At 73.8% G+C, this 11788-nt stretch carries 9 protein-coding genes, 2 rRNA genes and 1 CRISPR repeat array; of the genes, 3 read left to right on the top strand and 8 right to left on the bottom strand.

What is annotated here, in order from left to right; translation table 11 throughout:
- Positions 1–24: 24 nt before the first annotated feature.
- From recN to FH609_RS30275, 5 genes are all read right to left on the bottom strand, one after another.
- A complete protein-coding gene (gene recN / locus FH609_RS30295; protein ID WP_139675445.1) occupies positions 25–1812 on the bottom strand; it encodes a DNA repair protein RecN in 1788 nt (595 codons plus the stop codon).
- Positions 1813–1853: 41 nt separating this feature from the next.
- Positions 1854–2771 carry an NAD kinase gene (locus FH609_RS30290; RefSeq protein ID WP_226962063.1) on the bottom strand — a complete coding sequence of 306 codons (918 nt, stop codon included), beginning with the start codon at positions 2769–2771 and terminating at the stop codon, positions 1854–1856.
- Positions 2768–3589, bottom strand: a complete 822-nt coding sequence (locus FH609_RS30285) for a TlyA family RNA methyltransferase (protein ID WP_122184438.1) — start codon at positions 3587–3589, stop codon at positions 2768–2770. The genes FH609_RS30290 and FH609_RS30285 overlap by 4 nt, the downstream gene beginning before the upstream one ends.
- An 8-nt stretch (positions 3590–3597) precedes the next feature.
- Complete coding sequence (locus FH609_RS30280) at positions 3598–3870, bottom strand: hypothetical protein (RefSeq protein WP_139675447.1); 273 nt, start codon at positions 3868–3870, stop codon at positions 3598–3600.
- A 245-nt stretch (positions 3871–4115) separates the two neighbouring features.
- Positions 4116–4757: a CRISPR direct-repeat array (repeat unit 29 nt; unit sequence GGGACCATCCCCGCGCGGGCGGGGAGCAC).
- 106 nt (positions 4758–4863) lie between these two features.
- Positions 4864–6000 (bottom strand): HAD hydrolase-like protein, encoded by a 1137-nt coding sequence (locus FH609_RS30275; RefSeq protein WP_226962062.1) that lies wholly within the window; start codon positions 5998–6000, stop codon positions 4864–4866.
- Positions 6001–6044: 44 nt separating this feature from the next.
- Here FH609_RS30275 and FH609_RS30270 point away from each other — a divergent pair, with 44 nt between their 5' ends.
- Genes FH609_RS30270 through FH609_RS30260 form a run of 3 tightly spaced genes read left to right on the top strand, consistent with a single transcriptional unit; the run spans position 6045 to position 9824 of the window.
- Positions 6045–7370: a DUF1015 family protein gene (locus FH609_RS30270; protein WP_139675449.1), complete on the top strand. Its 1326-nt coding sequence runs from the start codon at positions 6045–6047 to the stop codon at positions 7368–7370.
- A 46-nt stretch (positions 7371–7416) separates the two neighbouring features.
- Complete coding sequence (locus FH609_RS30265; RefSeq protein WP_139675451.1) at positions 7417–8001, top strand: GNAT family N-acetyltransferase; 585 nt, start codon at positions 7417–7419, stop codon at positions 7999–8001.
- On the top strand, positions 7998–9824 hold the full coding sequence (locus FH609_RS30260; protein ID WP_139675454.1) for an IucA/IucC family protein: 1827 nt from the start codon (positions 7998–8000) through the stop codon (positions 9822–9824). Before FH609_RS30265 ends, FH609_RS30260 begins: the two co-directional genes overlap by 4 nt.
- Here the strand turns inward: FH609_RS30260 and FH609_RS32025 are convergent.
- The 3 genes from FH609_RS32025 to FH609_RS30245 all read right to left on the bottom strand — a co-directional run.
- Complete coding sequence (locus FH609_RS32025) at positions 9806–10525, bottom strand: hypothetical protein (protein ID WP_319789631.1); 720 nt, start codon at positions 10523–10525, stop codon at positions 9806–9808. The genes FH609_RS30260 and FH609_RS32025 overlap by 19 nt on opposite strands.
- Before the next feature lie 946 nt (positions 10526–11471).
- Positions 11472–11588 (bottom strand): 5S ribosomal RNA (gene rrf / locus FH609_RS30250).
- 95 nt (positions 11589–11683) lie between these two features.
- Positions 11684–11788 (bottom strand): 23S ribosomal RNA (locus FH609_RS30245); the annotation flags it as partial.

Raw genomic sequence — 11788 nt, 5'->3', positions numbered from 1 at the left:
AGCGGGCCCCCGGTGGCGCGCCGGTCAGCGCCCCCGCTCGCGCAGCTGCGCCGCCGCCGTCGCCAACAGCTCCTCGGCGTGCGCACGGGCGAGTTCGGAGTCCTCCTGGCCGGCGAGCATCCGGGAGAGTTCACGGACCCGCCCCTCGCCGTGCACCAGGCGGACGCCGGAGCTGGTGACCGTTCCGTCGTGGGTCTTCTCCACCACCAGGTGGCGGTCGGCGAACGCGGCGACCTGGGGCAGGTGGGTGACGACGACGACCTGCGCGGCGTCGGCGAGCCTGGCCAGCCGCCGGCCGACCTCGACGGCGGCCTTGCCGCCCACGCCGGCGTCGACCTCGTCGAAGAGGTAGGTGGGCACGGGCGCCGCGTCGGCGAAGACGACCTCGACGGCGAGCATCACCCGGGACAGCTCGCCCCCGGAGGCGCCCTTGGCGATGGGGCGCGGCGGGGCGCCGGGGTGCGGGGCCAGCAGCAGCTCCACCTCGTCGGCGCCGTGCGGGCCGAAGTGGACGGGGCGGCCGTGGAGTTCGATCAGGTCGTCGGCCGCGTCGGAGGGGCCGGCCTCGGTCTGCCGGACGGCGACCTGCACCCGGGCGTGCGGCATGGCGAGCTGGGCCAGCTCCTCGGTGACGGCGTCGGCGAACCGCTTGGCGGCCTGGGACCGCGCCTCGCTCAAGGTGAGGGCGAGATCGGTCAACTCCTCGCGCAGCCGGTCGCGTTCGGCCGTCAGCTCGCCGATCCGGTCGTCGTCGCCGTCGAGTTCGGCGAGCCGGGCGGCGCCGCGTTCGGCCCACTCCAACACGGCGGCGAGGCCCTCGTCCGGGCCCTCGCCGTACTTGCGGACCAGCCCGGCGAGCAGCGCGCGGCGCTCCTCGACGGCGGCCAGCCGCCTCGGGTCGGCCTCCAGGCCGTCGGCGTAGCCGGCCAGTTCGCCGGCCGCGTCGGCCAGCAGGATGCCGACCTCGCCCAGCCGATCGGCCAACTCGGCCAGCGCCTTGTCGTGTTGCCGCACCGACTCCAGCGCGCGGTGCGCCCCGCCGACCAGGGTGACGGCGTCCACGCTCTCGGGGTCGGCCGGGTCGCCGGCGAGCGCGCCGTGCGCCTGGGCGGCGGCGGAGGCCAACGCCTCGACATGGCCGAGCCGTTCGGCCTCGGCCGCCAGTTCGACGTCCTCCCCGGCGCGCGGCTCGGCGGCGGCGATCTCGTCCAGGCCGAACCGCAACAGGTCGGCCTCCTGGGCCCGTTCCCTCGCGCGGGTGGTGATCTCGGCCAGCTCGCCGGCGACGGCGCGCAGCCGGTGGTAGGTCTCCTGGTACCCGGCGAGCGGCCCGGAGACCGCCTCGCCGGCGTAGCGGTCCAACGCCTCCCGCTGCCGCGCCGGGCGCAGCAGCCCCTGCTGGTCGGTCTGGCCGTGCACGGCGACCAGCTCCTCGCCCAGCTCGGCGAGCAGCCCGTTGGGCACCGAACGGCCCCCGACGTGCGCCCGGGAACGCCCCTCGGCGGAGACGGTGCGGCTGATCAGCAGCGCCCCTTCGTCGAGTTCGGCGCCGGCCTCCTGGGCGCGGCGCGCGGCCGGTGCGTCCGGCGGCAGCGCCAGCCGGCCCTCCACCACGGCGGACGGCGCGCCGACCCGCACATAGCCGGCGTCGGCCCGCCCGCCGAGCAGCAGCCCGAGGCTCGTGACCACCATGGTCTTGCCGGCCCCGGTCTCCCCCGTCACAGCGGTGAAGCCGGAGGACAGCTCGACCACGGCGTCGTCGATCACGCCGAGGCTCTTGATCCGCATTTCCTCCAACACGGATACGACCATACGAGGTTAACGGGCCCCGTGGCGACGACGGGCCCCGAACATCAGTGCGGAGCCCCGCGCCAGCCGGCGACCGGCAGCGCGAACTTGGCCACCAGCCGGTCCGTGAACGGCGCCCGGTGCAGCCGCGCCAGCCGAACGGGAACGGCGCCGCGCCGCACCTCGATCCGCGAACCGGCCGGCAGATCGACGCTGCGCCGCCCGTCGCACCACAGCACGCCGGGCCCGGTGTGCTGGCCCACCTCCACGGCCAGTATCGAGTCCGGCGCGGTGACCAGCGGCTTCGCGAACAGCGCGTGCGCCGAGATCGGCACCATCAGCAGCGCCTCCACCTCCGGCCACACCACGGGCCCGCCGGCCGAGAACGCGTAGGCCGTCGACCCCGTCGGGGTGGCGCACACCACGCCGTCCCCGCCGAAGCCCGAGACCGGCCGGCCGTCGACCTCGATCACCAGCTCAAGGAGGCGTTCCCTGGCCGCCTTCTCGACGGCGGCCTCGTTGAGCGCCCAGTCCGAGTGGAGCAGCTGGCCGTCGCTCAGCACGGTGACGTCCAGCGTCATCCGTTCCTCCACCTCGTACCTGCGGGCCACCACCCGGTCCACGAGGTGCTCCAGGTCGTCCCGCTCCGCCTCGGCGAGGAAGCCGATGCGGCCCAGGTTGACGCCGAGCATCGGCACGCCCGAGGCGCGGGAGAACTCCGCGCCGCGCAACAGGGTGCCGTCCCCGCCCAACACGATCAGCAGCTCGCAGCCGTCCAGCACCCGGCCGCCCGCACACTCCGCCCTGGCGACCCGCTCCACCGCCTCGGGCAGCGGCAGGTCGGCGGCCTCCTCGGCCAACACCCGCACCCCGAGGCCGTGCGCCAGCAGCCCGGCCACCACCCGCTCGGCGCTGCGCACGGCGGCCGGGCGCCCGGTGTGGGCGAGCAGAAACACGGTGCGCTGCTTGGCTTCGCTGGTCACTTGGGCCCTTCCGTCACGGCGTGGCGCACCTGATCCGGGTCCAACGCGGGGGCCCCGGCGCGCAGCCACAGGAAGTATTCAACATTCCCCGACGGCCCCGGAAGCGGGCTCGCGGTCACGCCCAGCGCGCCGAGCCCCAGCTCGGCCGCCCGCCGCCCGACGCCCAGCACCGCCTCCTCGCGCAACGTCGCCGAACGCACCACGCCGCCGCTGCCCAGCCGTTCCCGGCCCACCTCGAACTGCGGCTTGACCATCAGCACCAGGTCGGCGTCCGGCGCGGCGCAGCGCAGCAGCGCGGGCAGCACCAGGCCCAGCGGGATGAACGACAGGTCGCCCACCACCAGGTCGACCGGCCGGCCGCCGATCGCCTCCAGCGTCAACTCCCGTACGTTGGTCCGGTCCTTGACGGTGACCCGCTCGTCGGCGCGCAGCCGCCAGGCGAGCTGGCCGTAGCCGACGTCAACGGCGATCACCCCGGCCGCGCCGGCCCGCAGCAGCACGTCGGTGAAGCCGCCGGTCGAGGCGCCGGCGTCCAACGCCAGCCGACCCTCGACGCGCAGCCCGAGCGGCGTGAACGCGGCGAGCGCACCGGCCAGTTTGTGGCCGCCCCTGGAGACGTAGTCGGGGTCGTCGGCGTCCTCCCGGACGACGAGCGCCGCGCTGGTGGCGACCTGCGTCGCCGGCTTGCTGGCGGTGGCGCCGTTGACGGTGACCCGCCCGGCCTCGATCAGGCCGCGCGCGTGGTCACGGGAACGCGCCAGCCTGCGGCGCACCAGCTCCGCGTCGAGCCGGCTGAGCCGTCGCTGTGTCGCTGCCACGGGGGCGTTCAGCTCCTGGGTGGGTGAGGGGCCCGCTCCACGGGCGGGCCGGGTGGTCGCTGCTGCTGCTCGTCGAGCGCGGCCAGCGTCCGCCGCAGGCCGTCGTGGACATCCTCGTACACCTCCAGATGCCCGCCGACACCGAGTTGGTCAACGTCGGCGAGCCGCGCCAACACGGCGTCGACGGGCCCGTGCCCCGTCGACGCCACCCCGACCCCCAACGGCTCCGGCCCGTCGTCGACGACTTCGGCCCCGGCCTCTTCGGACTCCGCTGCACCCATACCCCGAACCTATCTGCTCGGGCCGCAGCGGCCCCACCGGACGGCACCGCCCCAGGGGGCGGTGCCGACCCGGCCCGCCGCCGGCCCCCGGGGGCCGGCGGGGGAACCCCTGCCGGGGCGGCAGGGCTCGTTCCCGCTGCGCGGAGCGAACGGGGGGCCGATTCGAGTCCAATCGGCCCCCGCTCGGGGCGCCCAGGCACTTGCGGAGGGCGCCCCCCGCCTCCAGCACCACGTCGGTTCGGCCGTGGACCATCCCCGCGCGGGCGGGGAGCACGCGGCGAGGGCCTTCGCGCGGGCCTTGAGGTCGGGACCATCCCCGCGCGTGCGGGGAACACATCCTCATCATCGGCGCCGGCACCCAGACCACCGGGACCATCCCCGCGCGGGCGGGGAACACAGGTCGCCGCGCAACGTCCCGACGTCGATGCCGGGACCATCCCCGCGCGGGCGGGGAGCACCTGGGCCTGGAGGTCCACCCCCTGGCCGACTGGGGACCATCCCCGCGCGGGCGGGGAGCACGCCCTGTTGGTGTGCCGACTTCGCCACGCCCTTAGGACCATCCCCGCGCGGGCGGGGAGCACCATACGCAACCGCGACTTCGGGAGCCGACATGGGGACCATCCCCGCGCGGGCGGGGAGCACCTCGAAGTCCACCGCCGGCTGGTAGGCGGCCGAGGGACCATCCCCGCGCGGGCGGGGAGCACCAGCCGTGGAACTCCTCCCACAACGCCCAGTCGGGACCATCCCCGCGCGGGCGGGGAGCACCAGAGAGGCGATGGCGTGGCGATGGAGGGGGTGGGACCATCCCCGCGCGGGCGGGGAGCACGTAGCCGTGGCCGTCCGCACCGTGACCGTGCTGGGACCATCCCCGCGCGGGCGGGGAGCACAGTTCGCGACCTGCGGTTCTATCCCCCGTTCCCCCTCCCTTTACTCAACTTTACCTACCGCCCAAGAACCAGCCCCGCCCCCAACTCCCCAGCCAGCCAAGCCCCGTCACCACCCCAGCTCAGCCAGCGCAGCGCCATACGCCTCCGCGCGCAGCGGCTCGCGCGAGGACCAGACCGCCGCGCACAGCGCCCGCAGGCCGTCCAACCGGCCGGCGTCATCCTGGGGCCCGCCGCGAGGCGACGCGTCATCCCGGGGCTCGCCGCCAGGCGACGCCCCGTCCCGAGGCCCGCCGCCAGGCGACGCCCCGCCGCCAGGCGCAAGGCGGGCCCGGCCGTCAACGACCTCCGCCCGCCATCCACCGCACCGGAACCCCGCCCCCTCCGGGGCGACGGACGCCTGCGGCGTCAGCAGCCCCCGCAGGTCCGCCGCCACATACGTCGGCCGGTGTCGCGGCTCCGCCGCGAGCAGCAGCGCCGGGTCCGTGACGCCGGTGAAGACCAGCAGCGAGTCCACGCCCCCAGCCCACGCCCCCTCGATGTCCGTGTCCAGCCGGTCCCCGACCACCAGCGGCCGTTTCGCGCCGGTCCGCAGGATCGTCTCGCGGTGCATCGGCGGCAGCGGCTTCCCCGCCACCAGCGGGTCCTTCGTATGGCCGGTCGCGATCCGCACCACCTCGACGGCCGCCCCGTTCCCCGGCGCGATGCCGCGCCCGCTGGGGATGGTCAGGTCGGTGTTGGACGCGTACCACGGCACGCCCCGGTTCACGGCGAGCGCCGCCTCCGTGAGCACGCCCCACGGCAGGTCGGGCCCGCCGTAGCCCTGGACGACGGCCGCCGGGTCGTCCTCGGCGGAGTCGACGGGCGTCAGGCCGCGTTCGGCGAGCGCCACCCGCAGGCCCTCACCGCCCGCGCAGAGCACCCGCGCGCCGGCCGGCACGGCCTCCGCGATCAGCCGCGCCACGGCCTGCGCCGAGGTGACCACCTCCTCGGGCACCGCCGGAACGCCGAGCGCCGTCAGGTGCTCGGCGACCGTCTTCGGGGTGCGGGCCGCGTTGTTGGTCACATACGCCAGCCGCATCCCCGCGTCCCGCGCGGTCGCCAGCGAGGCGACCGCGTGCGGAACGGCGGCGCCGCCCGCGTAGACGACGCCGTCGAGGTCCAACAGCGCGGTGTCGTAGGCCCGGTGCAGCGGCTCGGCGGAGCCGGCGGGGCAGGTCCTGGGGTGGTTCGTCGCGTCAGCCATCGCACCGCATCATCGCGCACCCGCTCCCGGCCTACGATGCCAGGATGCATGTCGCGGGTCTCACCCTCGCCCCGTTCCACGCCGTGCGCTACCAACCCCGGCGCGTGCGCGACCTGGCAGCCGTCACCTCACCCCCGTACGACGTGGTGGTCAGGCCGGACGGCCTGCACCGGCTGGAGACCGCCGAACCCCACAACGTGGTCCGGCTGATCCTGCCGCAGGACGCCGACCACGCGGCGGCCGCCGCCCGGCTGCGGCACTGGCGCGCCACCGGCGTGCTGACCGCCGATCCACGGCCCGGTCTCTACGTCTACGAGCAGCGCACCGCAGCCCACGGCGTTCTGCAACGCGGCCTGCTGGGCGCGCTGGCCCTGACCCCGCCCGCCGAGGGCGTCGTGCTGCCGCACGAGGGCGTGATGCCCGAGGTCGTCGAAGAACGGGCCGCCCTCATGCGCGCCACCCGGGCCAACCTCGAACCGCTGCTCCTCTCCTACCGTGGCGACCCGGCGGGCGCGGCGGCCGCCGCCGTCGCCCAGGTGCCGGGGGAACGCCTCCCGCTGCTGGCCACCACGACGGCCAACGGCGTCCACCACCGCGTCTGGGCGATCCACGACCCGGCCGAACAGGCCGCCATCAACGAGGAGTTGGCGCACCGCCGCGCGCTGATCGCCGACGGGCACCACCGCTGGGCCACCGCCCTGCGGCTCAACGACGAACACGGCGGCGCCCCGCCCTGGAACCGCACGCTGGTGCTGCTGGTGGACACCGAACGCCACCCGCTGCGGGTGCGCGCCATCCACCGGGTGCTGCCCTGGCTGACGCCAGCCGCCGCGCTGGCCCGGCTCGACGGCGCCTTCCGCGCCACGCCGCTGCCCGGCCACACCCTGACCTCTGCGCTGGAACGGCTGACCGCCGCCGAGGGCCCGGCGCTGCTGCTGGCCGGCGGTGACACGTTCCACCTCGTCGACCGCCCGGCGCCCGCGCTGCTGGCGCGCGCCGTGCCATACGACCGCCCCGCGCGCTGGCGGGAGTTGGACGCCACGGTGCTGCACCACGCGCTCCTCGACCACCTCTGGCGGCCGGGCCCGCACGGCGCCGGCGCCCCGGGGAACGGCCTCGGCGTCCGCTATCTGCACGACGCGCCCAGCGCCCTCGACCAGGCCCAACGGCTGGGCGGCAGCGCGGTGTTGCTGCGGCCGGTGGCCGAGTCCACGGTGCGGGAGCTGGCGGAGGCGGGCGTGGTGATGCCACAGAAGTCCACCTCGTTCGGGCCCAAGCCGGCGAGCGGGCTGGTGCTGCGCGACCTGAGCGACGAACTCCCAGGCCAGACGCGGGGGCGCGGACCAGGCCGGATTGCCGACGAAAATTAGGCTAGGCTAACCTCACTCCAGTCCCCCTCCTGCGACTTGGAGTTCCATGCGCGGTCAGCCCTTCACCCGAAGCCACCCGGAGCTGGGAACGTTCACCCTCCGGCCCGTCGACCCCGCCGTCGACTGCCCCCTGTTGCACCGCTGGCTCACCCACCCCAAGGCCGTCTACTGGATGATGACCGACGCCCAACTCGGGGACGTGGTCAAGGAGTACGAGACCATCGACGCCGACCCCGGGCGCGCGGCCCACCTCGGCCACCACCGGGACGCGCCCGCCTTCCTGGTGGAGACCTACGACCCGGCGGGCGACCCGGTCGGCGCCACCTACCCGGTGCGCGAGGGCGACATCGGAATGCACTTCCTCGTCGCACCCACCGACGCCCCGATCCACGGCTTCACGCTCGCCGTCATCGAGACCGTCATGGAACTGCTCTTCGCCGACCCCGCCAACCGCCGGGTCGTCGTCGAGCCCGACGCCGGCAACCACGCGGTCCACCGGCTCAACGAGGCGGTCGGTTTCCTACCCGAGAGAACGGTCGAACTCCCCGACAAGACCGGCCTGTTGAGCTTCTGCACCCGCGAGCAGTACCGAGCGACCACCAGCCAGCGACACCCAGGAGCCGCCCGATGACCCCCACCTCCACCACCCAGGACACCGTCGCCCACCTCAACCCCGGGCACTGGGCCCAGGCCAACCGGCTGCTCATCCGCAAGGCGATCGCCGAGTTCTCCCACGAGCGCCTGCTGACGCCCAAACAGCAGCCCGACGGCCGCTACGCCGTCCACAGCGACGACGGCGCCACCGCCTACCGCTTCGCGGCCCGCCACCTCGCCCTGGACCACTGGCTGATCGACCCCGCCACCCTCACCAGGGAACGCGCCGGCGAGCCCCTCCCGCTCGACGCGCTCGACCTGGTCCTGGAGTTCCGCACCTCGCTCAACCTCAGCGACGAGATCCTCCCCGTCTACCTGGAGGAGATCGGCTCCACCCTGGCCAGCGCCGCCTACCGGCTCGCCCACCGCACCCACAGCGCCCCCGAACTCGCCGCCGCCGACTTCCAGACCATCGAGGCCGGCATGTTCGAGGGCCACCCGTGCTTCGTCGCCAACAACGGCCGACTCGGCTTCGACTCCGCCGAGTTCCACGCCTACGCCCCCGAGACCGGCGCCCCCGTCCACCTCACCTGGCTCGCCGCCCGCCGCGACCGCGCCACGTTCACCGCCTGCGCCGACCTCGACTACGAGCAGCTGATCGCCGGCGAACTCGGCGAGACCGAACGCGCCGCCCTCGCCCAGCGCCTCACCGACCAGGGCCTGAACCCGGACGACTACTACCTGCTGCCCACCCACCCCTGGCAGTGGCAGAACAAGATCTCCGTCACCTTCGCCGCCGAGGTCGCCCAGCGCCACCTCGTCTACCTCGGCACCAGCGAGGACCGCTACCGCGCACAGCAGTCCATCCGCACCTTCTTCAACCAGGACCACCCCGAGAAGCACTATGTGAAGACCGCCCTCTCGGTCCTCAACATGGGCTTCGTCCGTGGCCTGTCCGCCCGCTACATGCGCGTCACCCCAGCCATCAACGACTGGCTGTACGAACTCCTCGCCAACGACGACGTGTTGGCCCGCTACGGCTTCGGCATCCTCAGGGAACGCGCCGCCATCGGCTACCACCACCGCCACTTCGAGGAGGCCGCGAAGAAGGGCTCCTCCTACCTCAAGATGCTCGCCGCCCTCTGGCGCGAGAGCCCAGTCCCCACCCTGGCCCCCGGTCAACGCCTCGCCACCATGGCCTCGTTGCTGCACGCCGACCCCGAAGGCCCCTCCCTCGTCGGCGGCTTGATCCGGGAGTCCGGCCTCCCGGCCGAGCAGTGGCTACGTCGCTATGTCGACGCCTACCTCATACCGGTGGTGCACTGCGCCTACGCCCACGACCTGATGTTCATGCCGCACGGCGAGAACGTCATCCTCGTCCTGGAGAACGGCGTCCCGGTCCGCATCCTGATGAAGGACCTCGCCGAGGAGATCGCCCTCCTCAACGAGGACGCCGAACTCCCCGAGGACGTCGAGCGCATCCGCTTCCCCACTCCGAGGGAGGACATCTGGCCGCTGACGGTCTTCACCGACGTCTTCGACTGCTTCTTCCGCTTCCTCAACGGGCACCTGGTCAACGACGGCCTCCTCGACGAGGACACCTTCTGGCGGACCGTGGCCGAGGCCGTCGCCGACTACCAGCGGAGCGTCCCCGAACTCGCCGAGAAGTTCCAGCGCTACGACCTCTTCGCCGCCGGCTTCCACCGGGTCTGCCTCAACCGCCTCCAGCTGAAGAACAACCAGCAGATGGTCAACATCGAGGAGCCGGACGAGGACGAGTCCCACCTGGTCGGCCAGCTCGACAACCCGCTGGCCGACCACCGCCCCGCCCCGGCCGAGGCTCAGTCCTCCGGGTCCTGATCCACCTCAGCGTCCAGCTCCGGGTCCAGCGCGTCGACGAACTCGATGCCGTCCAACTCGGCCAACCGGTCGGAGGCGTTGGTGGTGCCGCCCTGGTCAGCCTCCAGCGCCTTGGCGAACCACTCCCGCGCCTCCGACTCCCGGCCCACGGCCAGCAGCGCGTCCGCGTAGGCGTACCGCAGCCTGGCCGTCCAGGGATGCACCGCCGTGGACGCCAGCTCCGAACTCTGGAGCGTCACCACGGCGGCGTCCGCCTGCCCCAGGTCCCGCCGCGCGCCGGCCGCGACCAGCCGCATCTCGACCTGCCCGGCCCGGTCCAGCTGCTTGACCTCCGGCTCACCGGCCATCGCCAGCGCCCGCTCGGGACGGCCCACGCCCCGCTCGCAGTCGGCCATGATCGGCCACAGATGCGTCGAGCCCGTCATCCGCCGCGCCGCCCGGAACTCGTTGAGCGCCTCGGCATACCGGGCCACCCCGTAGGCGGCGAACCCGGCCGCCTCCCGCACCGCGCCGACCCGCGAGGCCAGCCGCAGCGCGACCTTGGAGTACTCGTAGGCCCGCTCCGGGTCCTCGTCCAGCAGCCTGGCCACCATCACCAGGTTCTTCGCCACGTCCTCGGCGAGCGTCTTCGGCAGGCTCATCAGCTCCTGCCGCACGGAACGGTCGATCTCCTCGCCCGTCACCTCGTCGGGAATCGGCAGCCGCCGCTGCGGCGGACGCTCCGACCGCTCCCGACCATCCCGCCGGTCGCGCCCGTCCCGCCGGAACCCGCCACCGCCGGCACCGCCACGCCCGGGCGGCCGCCCCCGGTCATCCCGCCGGTAGCCGCCGCCACGACCGCCGGCCCCCTGCCTCGGCCGATCGTCCCGCCGCACCCCACGGTCCCGGTCCTCCCGCCTGGGGCGGTCGTCCCTGGGGCGGTCGTCACGCCGGAACCCACGGTCCCGGTCGTCACCCCTGGGCCGGTCATCGCGCCGAAAACCCCGGTCGCGATCGTCCCGCCTCGGCCGGTCGTCCCTGCGGAAGCCCCGGTCCCGGTCATCGCGACGGAAACCCCGATCCCGGTCCCGGTCGCGGTCATCGCGACGGAAACCACGGTCCCGGTCCCGGTCGTCACGCCTCGGCCGGTCGTCCCTGGGCCGGTCGTCCCGCCTGGGGCGGTCGTCCCTGGGGCGGTCATCGCGACGGAACTCCCTCCGCTCGCCGCCGCCCTGGCCCCCGTGACGCGGACGGTCGTCCCGCCGGAAGCCACCCCCGCGCCCGTCCTGCCGGGGCCGGTCGTCACGACGGAACTCGCGGCGGCCGTCGCCGCCCTGCCTCGGCCGGTCGTCGCGCCGGAAGCCCCCGGACCGGCCGTCCTGCCGGGGCCGGTCCTCCCTGGGGCGGTCGTCACGCGGGCGGTCGTCGCGACGGAACTCCCGCCGTTCACCGCCCCGTTCACGCCAGCCCTGCCGGGGCCGGTCGCCATCGCGCCGGAACCCGGAACGCGGACGTTCGTCACGGCGCTCCCCGGATTCACCGGAGCGGTCATCGGAAGAGTCGGACATCGCCGTGACTCCCCTCTTTTCTTTCTCGATAAAAAACAAAAAAAGGACCTCTGGTTCCCCAGCCAGTTACGCTGGGGAACCAGAGGTCCCATCAATGATTGTCCGGCGGTGTCCTACTCTCCCACACGGTCCCCCATGCAGTACCATCGGCGCTGAAGAGCTTAGCTTCCGGGTTCGGAATGTAACCGGGCGTTTCCTCTCCGCCATGACCACCGAAACACTAGAAGAAGTGCTCCAAGCGAACAAGCACACTGTTCAGTTTGAAAGCACAACAAGTGCTGATGATTGAATTCACAGTGGACGCGAGCATCTATGGACAAGCCCTCGGCCTATTAGTACCGGTCAACTCCACCCATCACTAGGCTTCCATCTCCGGCCTATCAACCCTGTCGTCTACAGGGAGCCTTACCCCATCAA

Origin of the sequence: Streptomyces sp. 3MP-14 (assembly GCF_006334905.2) — a bacterium.
GTDB classification, from domain to species: Bacteria; Actinomycetota; Actinomycetes; order Streptomycetales; family Streptomycetaceae; genus Streptomyces; species Streptomyces triticirhizae.
Note: the sequence above shows the minus strand (reverse complement) of the source record. Positions and strands in the feature narration are given on the sequence as shown.